The sequence below is a fragment of the Streptomyces antarcticus genome, assembly GCF_026627255.1.
GTDB classification, from domain to species: Bacteria; Actinomycetota; Actinomycetes; order Streptomycetales; family Streptomycetaceae; genus Streptomyces; species Streptomyces antarcticus.
On the sequence record NZ_JAPNLM010000008.1, the window covers coordinates 238,789 to 253,483 of the forward strand.

The following is a 14,695-nucleotide window of genomic DNA, read 5'->3' on the forward strand; positions in this document are numbered from 1 at the left end:
ATCGATGCGGCGGCCGGTCAGCCGGACGCCGTGCCACCCACGGGCGCCTGACCCAGCGCGCTGAGCTTCCAGTGAGTCCCGGTGCGGGTCAGTTCACCGAGCATGCGGCTGTCCTTCTCGCTGCTCTTGTCGTCGGCCGCCTTCACCGTGATCCGCAGGGCGACCAGCACCCTGGCCCGGCCCGCGCGGTCGTCCAGTTCGGTGACGGCGCCGGACAGTACCCGGGCCGTCGTCACCGTCTTCGCGGCCTTGACCTGATCCGCGAACTCGCTCCTCCCCTGCACCAGTTGGTTGTGCAGGTCACCGGTCGTGGACGACTCCCACAGGTCGAGGCCCTGGTCCACCTTGGTGTGGTCGAGGGTGTTGAGGTTCTGCACGGCCTGTTCCGCGGCCGCGAGCGCCCGGTCGCGCTGGACGGCGTACGCGGCGGACTCGTCGTGGCTCGCCTCGTACCAACCCAGGCCGGTCCAGGCGGCGAAGCCGCCCGCGACCAGGGTGAGCGCGAGGGCGGCGGCCAGGATCGGCCGGGTGCCCGCGAGGGCGCGGACCGCGAGTTTCATGGGGTGGTCCCGTCTCCCGCTCATCTCTCAGCGGGCCTTGATGTCGACGATCCGCCAACGGTTCTCCTGGAACCGGGCCGTGACGGTCAGCTGGGCCGCGGCCGAGGTGCCGGCGCCCTCGTCCCGCCGCGAGGTCTGGTCGAGGAGCACCAGCAGCCGTGCGGTGTCCCCGTCCAGTTCGATCACCCCGGTGCGGACGGCCTGCGTGTTCAGGGTGATCTTCTGTGTCTCCAGGTTCGTGCGGAGCTGGGCGAACAGGTCGTCGTACTGCCGGGCGGCCCGCCCCCCGAGCACCGTCCGCGCCGACCGCGCGGTGGCGTCGGCGCCGGTGGGGGTGTACGAGAAGATCCTGGCCAGGCCGTCGCCGACCTCGCCGCTCACCCGCTCGGTGGCCACGGTGTCGGTGAGGGCACGGTTCTGCGCGGACGGGGTGGAGCGCAGCTGGTGCGCGCCGTAGAAGAAGGCGCTCCCGCCCAGGAGCAGCACGGCGACGGCTGCCGCGAAGGCGGCCGCGTGCCACCGGCCGCCGAAGCGGGAGCCGGAGCCCCGGCCGTCCGGGGCGCCATGGCCGTCGGAACCACCACCGGCCCCGTCCGCGGCCTCCGGACCACCGGCGGCCTCGCCCGGCACCTCCGGACCACCGGCGGCCTCGCCCGCCGCCTCCGGACCACCGGCGGCCTCGCCCGGCACCTCCGGACCACCGGCGGCCTCGCCCGCCGCCTCCGGACCACCACCGGCCGTGTCCTGTGCGACCGTCCCCTGCGCGGCCGGCGGTGCCCCGCTCTCCGCATGCTCCTCCGTAGCCTTCCCCGGCACCCGCGTCACCTCGCCTCGCTCCCCCCGGTGGCGGTCCCGGAACCGGCGGCGCCCGCGCCCGCCACCGGGACGGCGCTCAGCGCCCTGACCTTCCACGTGTCGTCGCCCGTGCGCTCCAGTACGGCCTCGAGCCGCTTGCGGTCGCTCGTCGTCTTCGAGGCGCCCTGGGGCGTGACGTCGACGCGCACGGTCGCGATGAGCTTCGCCGTACCGGCCCGGACGTCCAGCGCGGTGACAGCCGCCTCGGTGACGGTGGCGCGCGCCGAGGCCCCCGTCGCCGCCCGGGTGGCGCTCAGTTCGGTGTGCAGCGGCCCGGTGGAGGCGTCGCGCCACGCCTTGATCCCGGTCTCCGCGTGCTCGCGCGTGGACGCGTCGAGGGTGTTGAGCACCGCGAGGTGGTCGCGGCCCTGGGCGAGGGCGTCGTCCCGCTCGCGGCTGAAGGCGAGAGCGTCGTCGGTACGGGCCTGTGCGTACGTCCAGGCGCCGGTCCCGCAGAAGGCGAGCGCCACCGCCAGTCCCGCGCCCGCGAGGACGCGCGCCCGCCTCATCGGCCGCTCCCGGCTGCGAGGCCGAGCAGCCCGGCCAGGTCGGTGGGCCCGCCGTCCTGGGCCGGCAGGCCGAGCGCCCCGGGCAGGGCGGGCGCGGCCGGCGCGGCGGCGGAGCCGGCGCTGCCCGAGGGCAGGGAGCCGGGCCGGGCCGGGGCGGGGACGGCCCCGCCCTTCGGGGCGTTCGCGGAGCCGCGCACGTTCGTCCCGGACGAGGCGGGACTGGTGCAGGACGCTCCGGTGTTCAGGGCGGGCGCGGTACCGAGGTCGAGGCCGTTGCGGTAGCGCGTACCGCCGTAGCCGGAGGTGCAGGGAAGGGGCTTGAAGAAGGTGACGGCCATGCCGAGGTTCATCCGTCCTCCGTCGACGGTGGTGGCGCCCGCGGAGACGGCCGCGGGGAACTTCACGAGGAGCTCCTCCATGCCGCGCTGCCGGGTGACGGCGATCTCCGAGGTGGTGAGCAGGTTGGCGAGGACCACGCCGAGGCTGGGATCGAGGTCGCGCAGGAGGCCGCTGACCTGCGTGGCCGCGTCCGGGGTGACGGCGAGGAGGCGGCGCACGTCGCTGTCGGAGCCCTTGAGGGTGCCGGCGAGGTCGCGCGCGCCGGTGGCGAAGTCACGGATGGCCTGCCCCTCTTCGGCCTGGGTGCGCAGGACGACCTCGCCGTCCTTGATGAGGCGGGTGGTCGCGGGCAGGGAGCGGTCGGCTGCCTGGACGAACGCGCTGCCGCTGTCGATCAGGGCCTGGAGGTCGTCGCCGTGCCCCTCGAACGCCTTGCCCAGTTCGTCGACGACCGTGCGCAGCGAGTCGAGCGGAACGGACCGCGTGAGGTCGTTCATGCTGGTCAGAAGGTCGGTGACGGGTGCGGGGACCTCGGTGTCGGCTTGGTCGATATGGGCCCCCTCCGCGAGGTAGGGGCCCTGGTCGCTCTCGGGCCGCAGGTCGATGTACTGCTCGCCGACGGCGGACAGTCCGGCGACGACGGCCTTCGCGTCGGCGGGGACGCGGGCGGCCGACTTCTTGATGCGCAGCCGGGCCACGACTCCGTCGGCGGTGAGGTCGATGGCACCGACGCGGCCCACGGAGACCCCCCGGTAGGTGACGTCCGAGTGGGGGAACAGGCCACCGGTGCGGGAGAGGTGAACGTTGACGGTGTAGTGGTCGGCGACACCGACGTGGCGGCCCAGGTCGGCGTAGCGGATGCCGAGGAAGCCGAGGACGAGGACGGCGATGACGAGGAACGCGAGGTTCTTCAGCCGTACGGCGAGGGTGATCACGGGGTCTTCCCTCCGGCTTCGGCTCCGGTCGCGGTGCCCGTCGCGCCCGGAGTGGCGGACGGCCCGGCCGGGGTGGCGCTGTGAACGGGCGGCAGCGGCAGCGGTGACGTCGGCTTCGCCGGCCCGCTCCCGGAGGTGCCCCTGCCGAAGGTGGTGTCCGGATCGGCCGGAGGGACGTCCGGATCGGCAGGCGGGGTGTCCGGATCGGCCGGAGGGGTGCCCGGATCGGAAGGCGGGGTGGGTGTGGACTGCGGGACGAGCGGCGGAATGACCTGCGTGCCGGGTACGGCGGCGATGTACAGGTAGGTGTTGAGGTAGTCGCCCTTGACGCCCCGCATCACCTCGTCGGTGAAGGGGTACGTCAGCAGCGCCTGGAGGGAGTCGGGCAGGTCGGTGCCGGCGTCGGCGAGGGCCTTCAGGGTCGGCGCCAGGGCCTTGAGGTCGGCGACCATGTCGTCCTTGCTCGCGTGCACGGTGGAGACGGTGACGTCGGACAGCGTGTCGAGGGCACGCAGCATGGTGAGGAGCGAACCCCTCTGCTCCTCCAGGGCCTTGAGGCCGGGCGCGAGGTTGGTGAGGACCTTGCCCACGTCCTCCTTGCGCCCGGCCAGGGTGGCGGAGAGCCGGTTGACGCCGTCGAGCGCCCGCGTGATGTCCTCCCGGTGGGCGTCGAGGTCGGTGACGAGGGTGTTGACCCGCTCCAGCATGGAGCGGACCTCGGGTTCGCGTCCGCCGAGGGCCGCGTTCAGCTCCTTGGAGATGGTCTTCAGCTGGTTGACCCCGCCGCCGTTGAGCAGCAGGGACAGGGCGCCGAAGACCTCCTCGACCTCGGTGTTGCGGCTGGTGCGGGAGAGCGGGATCGTACTGCCGTCGGTGAGGCGCGCACCGCCCGTGTCCTCGGTGGGGGCGGTGAGTTCGATGAACTTCTCGCCGAGCAGGCTGGACTGCTGCAGGCGGGCGCCCGCGTCGGCGGGCAGCCGGATGTCGCCGTTGATCTTCATGGTGACGCGCGCCGTCCAGCTGCCGGTCCCGAGGCGGATCTCGGTGACGCGGCCGACGGCGACGTCGTTGACCTTGACCGCGGACTGCGGGACGAGGCTGAGGACGTCGGTCAGTTCGGCGGTGACCGTGTACGGGTGGGAGCCGAGGTCCGCGCCGCCGGGCAGCGGCAGGCTCTCTATGCCGTCGAAGCGCGGCAGTCCGGGCAGCACCGTCACGGTGAGCACGACGACCGCGCCCAAGGCGACGATGCCGCCGGCCCGGGCCCCGGTGCCCTTGCCGGGGAAGGGGCTGCGGCGCTTCACCGGTCCCCCTTCCCGCTGGTGGCCGAGGAGCCGCCGGTCACGGGCAGCGGGAGCAGCGGTCCGCCCATGCTGATCTCGTTGAGGTTGGCCCGGCCGTCGAGGGTGCGGGTGTCCTCGTTGTACGCGCCCACCACGTTGGCCGCCGCGAGCGGGGCCACGTCCAGGGCCTCGGCGAGGGAGGCCCGCTGGTCGACGAGGGCCTGGGTGAGGGGGACGAGCCGGTCGACGTTCTGCTTCAGCTCGGCGCGGTTGTTCTGGATGAAGGTCTTCACCTGGGCCAGGGCCTTGCCGAGTTCGGCGAGGGCGCCCGCGAGGTCGTCCTTGTTGGCGGCGAAGAAGGTCACCACGTCGTCGAGGCGCTCCTGGGCGGTGCGGACGTCGCCGTCGTTGTCCTTCAGCATCGTGGTGAACGTCTGGAGCTGGCCGAGGGTCGCGAACAGGTCGTCGCTGCTGCCGTCGAGGGTCTTGGCGGCCTTGCCGAACTCCCGGATGGACGTGCCGATCGCGTCACCGTTGTCCTTGAGGTTCTCGGCCCCGGTGTCGAGCAGCCCGGACAGGGCGCCGGTCGCGTTGGCGCCGTCGGGGCCGAGGGCCTTGCCGAGGTCGGTGATCGAGGCGTACAGCTGGTCGATCTCGACGGGGGTGCGGTTGCGGGACGCCGCGAGCCGGGCTCCGTCGGCGAGCGCCGGGCCCGTACTGTATGCCGGGGTCAGCTGGACGTACCGGTCCGCGACGATGCTCGGCGCGACGATGACGGCCCGTGCGTCGGCCGCGACGCGGACGCCGTCGTCGACGCGGAGGCGGACGCGTACCCGGGTGCCCTCGGGCTCCACTGACTCGACCTCGCCGACCCGCACCCCGAGGATCCTCAGGTCCGATCCGGCGTAGACGCCGACGGCGCGGTCGAAGTAGGCGGTGACACGGGTGCCGTCGGAGCCGAGGAGGCGTACGCCGACGAGTCCGACGGCCGCGAGCACCACGAGGGCGAGCCCGATGGCGAGGGGCCTTCTGGGTGTGGTCATCATTCACCGCTCCCCTTCGCGGCCGCCGGTGTCTGCTGCGGCGGTTGGCATCCGGTCTTGGGCTGCGACGCCTCGGGCAGGTAGTTCCGGGGCACGACTCCGCACAGGTAGCTGTCGAACCAGTGACCGCTGCCGAGGGTGTTGCCGACGAGCCGGTAGTACGGGCCGACGAGGGCGAGGGTCCTGTCGAGCTGGCTGCTGTTCTCCTCCAGCACCTTGGTGACGCGGCTCAGCGCCTTCAGGGTGGGTCCGAGCTGCCGGTCGTTGTCGTCGACGATGCCGCTGAGCTGCGTGCCCAGGTCCCGGCTGCCCTTCAGCAGGGCTCGGATGGCGTCGCGCCGTTGCCTGAGTTCGCCGAGCAGCGAACCGCCGTCCTCCAGCAGGGTCTCGAAGCTGGACTTCTTGCCCTCCAGGGTCTTGGTGAACGTCCGGCTCCCCTGGAGGAGCCGGGTGAGCTGGGCGTCACGGCTGGAGACGGACTTGGACAGTTCGGACAGGCCGGTGGCGGCGCTGCGCACGTTCGGCGGCGAGTTCTTGAAGGTGTCGGAGATCGTTTCGAAGCTCTCGGCGAGCTTCTTGGTGTCGATGGCGTCGACGGTGCCGCTCAGGTCCTGGAAGGCCTGCGTCACGTCGTACGGGGATGTGGTGCGCGCCAGCGGGATACGGCTGCGGGGGTCCTGGCGTCCGGCGCCCAGCGGGTCGAGGGCCAGGTACTTGTCGCCGAGCAGGGTCTTGATCGCGATGGCGGCGGTGGAGCGGTCGCCGATCCAGGCGTCACCGACCTCGAACGTCACCTTCACCTTGGGCCCGTCGAGGGCTACGCCGGTGACCGAGCCGACTTTGACCCCGGCGATGCGCACCTCGTCGCCGGTGCCGAGACCGGCGGCCTCGGTGAAGTCGGCGCTGTAGGTGGTGCCCGTGCCGACGAACGGCAGGCGGTCCGCGTTGTAGGCGAGGACGGCGATCAGGGCGAGCACGACGAGTCCGACGGCGGCCGACGCGACGGGGTTGCGGGCCCTGACGGGAGTGAACCGGGGCGGGCGGCTCATCCTCTGCACCTCGATTCGGTGACGACGATGCCGGTCGGCGGTTCGGAGCCGTCGGAGGTGCTCACACCGCTCACGCGGGCCTCGCAGAGGTAGAGGTTGAACCACGATCCGTACGAGGACAGACGGGCCAGGGCGGCCATCTTGGCTGGTGTCCTGTTGAGGAAGTCCTCGATCTGCGGCGTGTGGTCGCCGAGGGTGTTCGAGAGACGGCCCAGTTCGCCGATGCTCTGCTTCAGGGGGACGCGCCCGTCCTGGAGGAGTCCCGCGGTCGCGGTGGTGAGGTCGCCCATCGCCTGGACGGCCTCACCGAGGGGTTCGCGGTCGTCGTTGAAGCCCGTGACGAGCTTCTGGAGGGTGACGACGAGGTCGCCGAAGGCGGCCTCACGGCTGTTGAGCGTGTCCAGGACGGTGTTGAGGTTGGTGACGACCTGGCCGATCACCTTGTCCTTGGCGGCGACCGTGTGCGTGAGCGAGCCGATGTGCCGGATGAGGCTGTCGACCGTGCCGCCCTCGCCCTGGAGGACCTGGATGAGCGAGCCGGCGAGATCGTTGACGTCACCGGGCGACAGGCCTTCGAAGAGCGGCTTGAACCCGTTGAAGAGCAGCGTCATGTCGAGCGCGGGTGTGGTGCGGTCCAGCGGGATGGTGGCACCGGGCCGCAGGGCGGCGCCGACATCGCCGCTGCCCCGGTCGAGGGCGATGTAGCGCTGCCCGACCATGTTGAGGTATTTCACGGCGGCGGTCACCGAGCCGGGGAGCGTACGGTCGTCGCGGATGCGGAAGGTGACCTGGGCGGTGCGCCGGTCGACGACACGGACGCCGGTCACCTCCCCGACCTTCACTCCGGAGATCCGCACGCTGTCGCCGTCGATGAGCCCGGTGGCGTCGGTGAACAGCGCCTTGTACGAGCGGGTGTCCGAGCCCACGCCGGTGTTGGCGATGCTGAGCGCGAGCACGGTCGTGGCGAGGGCGGTCACCAGGACGAAGATGAGGGACTTGACCAGCGGGCCGGTGAGGGGCCGCCGTCGGGTGTGTGCGAGGTCGTTCGTCACTTGAGGATCACCTCCGTGCCTCGGTAGGCGGGTCCGGCCAGCAGGCTGCTCCAGTCGGGCAGGTCACCGGCCCGCTTCTCGGCGGCGGGAGCGAGGAGCTCGTTCAGGAAGTCGTTCTCCTGCGGGGAGTTGGCGGGTCCGAGGTTCTGCTCGGCTGCCGCCGTGGCCCGCGCGGCGGGTGCGGCCGGGATGCCGAGGTAGGGCACGGGGTAGCAGCGCGGACCGCCGCCCGCGGTGTAGGAGGGGGTGTCGCGGCTGGGTGCGTACGCGCCGCGCGAGGGCACGGTGACCACGTTGACGTGCAGGCCGGGCTGGTCGGTGCCCTTGCCGAGCGCCTTGTCCATGGCCGGCACGAACTCGGCGAGGGTGCGCAGGGTGCAGGGGAAGGACGAGGAGTACTCGGCGAGCAGTTCCAGGGTGGGGCGGCCGGCGGCGCTGAGCCGGATGATGGTGTCCTTGTTCTGGCGCAGGAAGGCGGTGACGTCCTGGGCGGTGCGGGTGGTGGCCCCGAGGGTGGCGGCCAGTTCGCCCTCCTTCTCGGCGAGGGTGCCGCTGGTGGTGGTGAAGTCGGTGAGCGCCGTGATGATGTCCGGGGCCGCGTCCGCGTACAGGTTGCTGACCTTCACGAGTTGCTGGAGGTCGCGGTTGAGCGCGGGCAGCTCCGGGTTGAACTTCGCCAGGTGTGCGTCGAGTTGGGCGAGCGTGGCGCCGAGCGTGTCTCCGCGCCCTTCGAGGGCCCGGGACACGGCGGACAGGGTGGCGGAGAGCTTCTGGGGCTGGACGGCGGTGAGCATGGGCAGGACGTTGTCGAGCACCTGTTGGAGTTCCACGGCGTTGCTGGAGCGGTCCTCCGGGATGACGGCCCCGGCGCCGATCGGCTCCGGGGAGGGCGCCGGCGGCGGGACGAGCGCCACGAACCGTTCGCCGAACAGGGTCGTCGGCAGCATCTGGGCGCGTACGTCGGAGGGGACCCGGCCGAGGGTGCCGGGGTCCATCGCGAGGGTGAGCCGGGCTCCCGTGCCGGTGGCCTCGATGGAGCGGACTTCTCCGATGACGACGCCGCGCAGTTTGACCTCGGCGCCCGGGTGCATCTCGTTGCCGACGCTGCCCGTCTCGACGGTGATCGGGGCACTGTCGGTGAACTGCTTGTCGTAGACCGCGATCGCCAGCCAGACGAGGAGGACGGGGACCAGCAGGAAGACGATTCCGGCGAACCGGCGGCTCAGGGTCTTACTCCGTGGGCTGCTCATTCTCACCCCGCCACCTTCACGGTCGTGGTCGCGCCCCACAGGGCCAGCGACAGGAAGAAGTCGGTGACACTGATGATCACGATGGCGTTGCGCACGGAGCGGCCCACGGCGACGCCGACGCCGGCGGGGCCGCCGGAGGCGCGGAAGCCGTAGTAGCAGTGGGCGAGGATCACCATGACGCTGAAGATGAACACCTTGAGGACGGAGAGCACGACGTCCGTCGGGGAGAGGAACAGGTTGAAGTAGTGGTCGTACGTTCCCTGGGACTGGCCGTTGAACAGGACGGTCACGTACCGGGAGGCGAGGTACGACGAGAGCAGGCCGATCGCGTAGAGCGGGATGATCGCGACGACGCCCGCGATGATGCGGGTGGTGACCAGGTACGGGATGGAGCGGATGCCCATGCCTTCGAGGGCGTCCACTTCCTCGTTGATCCGCATCGCGCCGAGCTGGGCGGTGAAGCCTGCGCCGACGGTCGCGGAGAGGGCGAGCCCGGCGACCAGGGGGGCGATCTCCCGCGTGTTGAAGTACGCGGAGATGAACCCGGTGAACGCGGCGGTGCCGATCTGGTCGAGCGCCGCGTACCCCTGGAGGCCGACGACCGTGCCGGTGAACAGCGTCATCGCGATCATCACGCCGATGGTGCCGCCGATCACACCGAGCCCGCCGGAACCGAAGGCCACCTCGGCGAGAAGCCGTTGGACCTCCTTGAGGTAGCGGCGCAGCGTGCGCGGGATCCAGGCCAGCGCCCTGACGTAGAACAGGAACTGGTCGCCGGACCGGTCGAGCCAGACGAACGGGGAGGCCATCGGCGTCAGCCTCCCTTCGGCGGGACGATGTTCAGGTAGACGGCCGTCAGCACCATGTTCACGAAGAACAGCAGCATGAACGTGATCACGACGGACTGGTTGACGGCGTCGCCGACCCCCTTGGGGCCACCGCGCGGGTTGAGTCCGCGGTAGGCGGCGACGATGCCCGCGATGAACCCGAAGACGAGGGCCTTGAACTCGCTGATGTACAGGTCGGGGAGCTGTGCGAGGGCGGAGAAGCTGGACAGGTAGGCGCCCGGGGTGCCGCCCTGGAGGATGACGTTGAAGAAGTAGCCGCCGAGGGTCCCGACGACGGACACCAGGCCGTTGAGGAGCACGGCCACGCCCATGGTCGCCAGCACCCGCGGCACGACGAGGCGTTGGACGGGCGAGACGCCCATGACCTCCATCGCGTCGAGCTCCTCGCGGATCTTGCGGGAGCCGAGGTCCGCGCAGATGGCGGAGCCGCCGGCGCCGGCGATGAGCAGGGCGACGATGAGCGGGCTCGCCTGCTGGATGATGGCGAGGACGCTGGCGCCCCCCGTGAACGACTGCGCGCCGAGCTGCTGGGTGAGCGAGCCGACCTGGAGGGCGATCACCGCGCCGAACGGAATGGAGACGAGCGCGGCCGGCAGGATCGTGATGCTGGCGATGAACCAGAACTGCTCGACGAACTCCCGGAACTGGAAGGGCCGTCTGAAGATGGATCGGCCCACCTCTGCCGCGAGGGCGAAGAGGCGGCCGGTATGGCGCAGCCCGCCCGTGATCACGAACCGCTCCCGGTGGCCGGCAGCCGCAGGGTGGGCGCCTGTGCCCCGCGCGCGTAGGTGTCCTCGATGGCGGCGCGGGCGGCGGGCGGCAGGGTGTCGAGCATGCCGAGGACGCGCTCGCGGCGCCGCAGGGCCGCCTGGCGCCGCGGCAGTCCGGGTGAGGGCTCCAGTTGCGGAACGATGACCCGGGGCGCGGCGGGTGCGGCGGCGGGGACGGCGGCCTCGGCCGCGAGCGTGGCCGCGTCCTTCTCCTCGGACATCCCGATGGGGCCTTCGCGCCGTCCCGCGAGGAACTGCGCCACGACCGGCTCGTCACTGGTGAGCAGCACCTCGCGCGGGCCGAAGGTGACGAGGTTGCGCCGGAAGAGCATCCCCATGTTGTCGGGGACGGTGGCGGCGATGTCGAGGTTGTGGGTGACGATGAGCATCGTCGCGTCGATCTGTGCGTTGAGGTCGATCAGCAGCTGCGAGAGGTTGGCGGTGCGGACGGGGTCGAGTCCGGAGTCCGGCTCGTCGCACAGCACGATCTGCGGGTCGAGCACGAGCGCGCGGGCCAGTCCCGCCCGTTTGCGCATGCCGCCGCTGATCTCGCCGGGGAGCTTGCCCTCGGAGCCGACGAGCCCGACGACGTCGATGCGCTCCATGACGATCCGGCGGATCTCCGACTCCTTCTTCCGCGTGTGCTCGCGCAGCGGGAAGGCGATGTTGTCGAAGAGGGACATGGATCCGAAGAGCGCTCCGTCCTGGAACATGAGGCCGAAGAGTTTGCGGGCCTCGTATATGTCGCGCTCCGGGCTGTTCACCATGTCGACTCCCGCCACGAGGACGCGTCCCCGTTCCGGTTTCAGCAGACCGATGAGCGATTTGAGGAACACCGTCTTCCCGGTACCGGAAGGACCGAGCATGACGCTGACTTCACCCGCGGGCAAGGTCAAGGTCACGTCCTGCCAGATGTTCTGCTTGCCGAAGGACATGGTCAGACCCTCAACAGCCACCTCGATTCCCATATCACCTCCAGCAGGCGTGTCGCGTGCGCTTCGCAGGCCGCACGTTAGGTCGTTCACGATCATCGGGACAATAGGCGTGACATCAATTCGGCCCGGCGCCCCGGAATTTGTCACCGCGCGGACAAATCCGGGTGCGCCACTTGTCTCCGGAGAGACAGGGCCGGGGCCTCACGGGGCCGTGAGCCGGATCCGCGGGGCCTTGCCGAAGGGTGCCGGTCCCGGTGGGAGGCCGGGCCGAGACCATCGGACAGGACTTCTGCCGTCAGGGGCCGCCAACCAGGGGTCGAGCGTCGCACCCGGAACGCTACGGCTGGGTAACATCCGACGGCAATACGCGGGTCGGAGTTTTTCCCCACGCCGCACGCGCCCCCGCATTCCTTGTCACGCGGATTACACATGCGCACCGTCGCTTGTCACGGCGGAGAGCACTTCCTCTTCATATCGAGATTCACACGCCCCACCCGGCGGAAAAGGTGGCAGCGCGGTGCGTGATTGATTGAATTTGTCGACATTGCGCACCCGGAGGCTAAGGCGGCGGCGAGTACCGCTCACCGGGCGAACAGGTAATTCCGGCTCTTCAAAGAATCTTGAACTGCGCCATTGTTCAGCCAAGTTTCCCGCAAGTAACGTCAGCGTCGCGGCCGAGGAACACCGAGCCGCGGGTCCGCTGTGTCTCCCCCATCGCACAGCTGCGGCCCACCTCTGCCGGTCAATCCCCAAGGAGAGTCCCAGAGCCATGAAGAAGACCATCAGAAACCTCGCCGTCGTCACCGGTGCCGCCGCCGCCGCGTTCACCCTGACCGTGGGCACGGCATCGGCCGTGCCGTCCACCACGTGGACCGTCAACCCGTCCCCGTCGACCTACACGGCGACGAACAGCGGGAACATCGTCCTCAGCGTCAACGGCATCGCCATGACGTGTACGACGTCGGGCGCCTCCGGCTCGATGGCCAGCGCCACCGGCAACCCGGCCACCGTCGGCTCGATCAGCGCCATCAACTTCGGTGCCAGCGGCTCGCCCTGCACGAGCGTCCTGGGCAACGTGACCACCGTTCCGACCACCCCGTGGACCGTGGTGGCCCAGGACTACACCGCCTCGACCGGCGTCACCAAGGGCTACATCGGCAACGTCGACGCCAAGGTCACCGTCGGTGCCTGCGTCTTCCGCGTGACGGGCAAGGCGGCCGCCACGTATACCAACTCGACGGGCAAGCTCGCGGTCGCCAGCACCTCCGGTCAGCTCACCGTCGTCTCGTCGACCAACTGCGGCAGCGCCGTCCCGGTCGGCGCCAAGCCGATCTTCACCGGCGCCTACCTCGTCAAGAAGACCGGCACCGCGATCATCCCGACCATCGTCGGCTCCAACCCGTAAGGCGTGCGGGAGTGCCACCGGCACTCCCCCGGGTCCGTGCGCCCGGCCGGTGAAACCGGCCGGGCGTTCGCCGACCCTCGACGCCGGCTCTCGGCGCCGACCCTGGACGCCGGCCCTCGACACCGGAACAGATACGCCGACCAGACACGCCGACCGGCCGCGCCGGCCGTCGGCGCCCCGCACGATGCCCGAGCGGAGCAAGCGATGAGAGGCCACCCTCCCGTCCCGGAGACACGCCGCGTCCGCGCGCGCGGTGCGGCGCTCGCCGCCCTCGCGGCGCTCGCCCCCCTGATCCCGTCGGCGGCCGCCGCGGTGGGCTCCCAGGAGATCACCGCGAAGCTGAACTACGACTGCGCGCTGCCCTCGGGGCACCAGCGCGCCGCGGTTCGGGTGACGGCCACCTTCCCCGGCCGGGCCACGGCCGGCGAGAGGATCCTTCCCACCGGGGTGACCACGACGGTCGAGCTCCCGGCCGCGGCCGTCGCCGACCTCACGGCCCTCAAGGCCGCCACGGTGCTGCCCGAGACCAGGCTGACGCTCCAAGTCGCCCAGCGCGGGGCCTCGGCGCAGGCCCTCTGGCGCGGCACCGCCGGAGCCCCGCCCGTCGCCGTTCCCGCCGCGGGCCCGCTGACCCTCACCACCACCGGCGACGCCCCGGCCGTAACGGCGGCCGCCGACGGCGACCTCACCTTCACGGCCGCGGACCTCGGCATCGACCTCGCCCTCGGTACGGCCGACGGAGCGCCCGCCACTCCCGCGTCCCTCTCCCTCGCCTGCACCCTGGCGAAGGACGCGGACGGCCACGGCCTGCTGGCCACCGTGCCGGTCGGTCCGGCCCCCTCCACGCCAGCCCCGAGCGGTTCACCCTCCCCGTCGGCCCCCACCGCCCCGGCGTCCGGGCGCCCGACCGATCCGGCGTCCCCGACGGCCCCCGGAACCCCGAAGGAGTCGACGGCGCCCGGGACGCCCCCCGAACGGGCGGGCGGGGCCAAGGACAAGGACAAGGCTCCGAAGGTCGGCGACGCCCGCGCCGGCGCGCCGGCCGCCAGACCGCCGGCTCCGCCCTGCGTCAAGCAGAACCCGACCGACAAGTCGCTCAACGCGTTCATCACGGGCTACTCCAACGTCCGCAAACTGGGCGGCGCCTCCCTGATCCCGGTGTCGTGCGTGCAGATCGAGCAGGGCGACCCGGACATCGCCTTCCCTCCGGACGGGAGCATCCACCTGCTCCAGAAGTCGGAGGCCTATCTCGACTACCAGGGCCGCAAGCAGACCCCGCCGTTCCAGTCCACCTTCCTGACCTTCGGTTTCACCCCGACGACCGCGACCATGATCCTGGAGCAGGCGGGGCCCATGACCGTCGCGTCGGACGTCCTGCTCGTCTTCCCGGACAACATCGCGGAGACGTACGTGCGCGCTCCGCTGGTCCTGCGCGTACTGGACGTCAAGGTCAACGGCACGCCTCTGGACGTCGGCCCGTCGTGCCGTTCGGAAACCCCGCTCAGCTCCCCCGAGCCCGATCCGGACACGTACCCGGGCCCGCACCTCGTGATGCTCGGGAAGGGGCAGCTCATCAACGGTACGGACGCCACCGGTTACGTCCTGACCTCCGGCGGGCCACTGACGGGCGAGGTGACCATCCCGCCCTTCACCGGCTGCGGCGCGGGCGGTGAGGACCTCGACCGGCTGCTGACCGCGTCCATCTCGGGCCCCGGCAACTACGTCAAGCAGATCCAGGGGCAGACCTGCGCGGTGGGCGTCGAGGTACCCACCGAGGGCCAGTGCACCGAGGACCGCCAGCCGTACGTGGTCCCCGCCCCGGAGCGCTGATCCGCACCCCTGCCCAGACGCCGGGCGCACCC

At 71.4% G+C, this 14,695-nt stretch carries 14 protein-coding genes; 2 read left to right on the top strand and 12 right to left on the bottom strand.

Annotation, left to right across the window (positions count from 1 at the left end; genetic code table 11):
* Positions 1–17: 17 nt before the first annotated feature.
* The 12 genes from OTB16_RS15305 to OTB16_RS15360 form a co-directional block, all read right to left on the bottom strand.
* Positions 18–560 carry a hypothetical protein gene (locus OTB16_RS15305; protein ID WP_267720702.1) on the bottom strand — a complete coding sequence of 181 codons (543 nt, stop codon included), beginning with the start codon at positions 558–560 and terminating at the stop codon, positions 18–20.
* A 27-nt stretch (positions 561–587) separates the two neighbouring features.
* On the bottom strand, positions 588–1,250 hold the full coding sequence (locus tag OTB16_RS15310; protein ID WP_420717705.1) for a hypothetical protein: 663 nt from the start codon (positions 1,248–1,250) through the stop codon (positions 588–590).
* Between the two features lie 131 nt (positions 1,251–1,381).
* Positions 1,382–1,924 (bottom strand): hypothetical protein, encoded by a 543-nt coding sequence (locus OTB16_RS15315; protein ID WP_267720704.1) that lies wholly within the window; start codon positions 1,922–1,924, stop codon positions 1,382–1,384.
* On the bottom strand, positions 1,921–3,198 hold the full coding sequence (locus OTB16_RS15320) for an MCE family protein (protein WP_267720705.1): 1,278 nt from the start codon (positions 3,196–3,198) through the stop codon (positions 1,921–1,923). Before OTB16_RS15320 ends, OTB16_RS15315 begins: the two co-directional genes overlap by 4 nt.
* The gene (locus OTB16_RS15325) at positions 3,195–4,502 is read right to left on the bottom strand and encodes an MCE family protein (protein ID WP_420717701.1); all 1,308 of its coding nucleotides are present in this window, start codon (positions 4,500–4,502) and stop codon (positions 3,195–3,197) included. The genes OTB16_RS15320 and OTB16_RS15325 overlap by 4 nt, the downstream gene beginning before the upstream one ends.
* Positions 4,499–5,527, bottom strand: a complete 1,029-nt coding sequence (locus OTB16_RS15330) for an MCE family protein (protein WP_420717702.1) — start codon at positions 5,525–5,527, stop codon at positions 4,499–4,501. The genes OTB16_RS15325 and OTB16_RS15330 overlap by 4 nt, the downstream gene beginning before the upstream one ends.
* The gene (locus OTB16_RS15335) at positions 5,524–6,573 is read right to left on the bottom strand and encodes an MCE family protein (protein ID WP_267720706.1); all 1,050 of its coding nucleotides are present in this window, start codon (positions 6,571–6,573) and stop codon (positions 5,524–5,526) included. The genes OTB16_RS15330 and OTB16_RS15335 overlap by 4 nt, the downstream gene beginning before the upstream one ends.
* Positions 6,570–7,625 carry an MCE family protein gene (locus OTB16_RS15340; protein ID WP_267720707.1) on the bottom strand — a complete coding sequence of 352 codons (1,056 nt, stop codon included), beginning with the start codon at positions 7,623–7,625 and terminating at the stop codon, positions 6,570–6,572. The genes OTB16_RS15335 and OTB16_RS15340 overlap by 4 nt, the downstream gene beginning before the upstream one ends.
* Positions 7,622–8,875 (bottom strand): MCE family protein, encoded by a 1,254-nt coding sequence (locus OTB16_RS15345; RefSeq protein WP_267720708.1) that lies wholly within the window; start codon positions 8,873–8,875, stop codon positions 7,622–7,624. The genes OTB16_RS15340 and OTB16_RS15345 overlap by 4 nt, the downstream gene beginning before the upstream one ends.
* A gap of 2 nt (positions 8,876–8,877) precedes the next feature.
* Positions 8,878–9,684 carry an MlaE family ABC transporter permease gene (locus OTB16_RS15350; RefSeq protein WP_267720709.1) on the bottom strand — a complete coding sequence of 269 codons (807 nt, stop codon included), beginning with the start codon at positions 9,682–9,684 and terminating at the stop codon, positions 8,878–8,880.
* Between the two features lie 5 nt (positions 9,685–9,689).
* Positions 9,690–10,454, bottom strand: a complete 765-nt coding sequence (locus OTB16_RS15355; RefSeq protein ID WP_267720710.1) for an MlaE family ABC transporter permease — start codon at positions 10,452–10,454, stop codon at positions 9,690–9,692.
* Positions 10,451–11,461: an ABC transporter ATP-binding protein gene (locus tag OTB16_RS15360; protein WP_267720711.1), complete on the bottom strand. Its 1,011-nt coding sequence runs from the start codon at positions 11,459–11,461 to the stop codon at positions 10,451–10,453. The genes OTB16_RS15355 and OTB16_RS15360 overlap by 4 nt, the downstream gene beginning before the upstream one ends.
* 736 nt (positions 11,462–12,197) lie before the next feature.
* On the opposite strand from OTB16_RS15360, the gene OTB16_RS15365 reads away from it, so the two are divergent.
* Both OTB16_RS15365 and OTB16_RS15370 read left to right on the top strand, forming a co-directional pair.
* Positions 12,198–12,833, top strand: a complete 636-nt coding sequence (locus OTB16_RS15365; RefSeq protein ID WP_267720712.1) for a hypothetical protein — start codon at positions 12,198–12,200, stop codon at positions 12,831–12,833.
* Positions 12,834–13,037: 204 nt separating this feature from the next.
* Complete coding sequence (locus tag OTB16_RS15370; RefSeq protein ID WP_267720714.1) at positions 13,038–14,663, top strand: DUF6801 domain-containing protein; 1,626 nt, start codon at positions 13,038–13,040, stop codon at positions 14,661–14,663.
* The last annotated feature ends 32 nt before the right edge of the window (positions 14,664–14,695 follow it).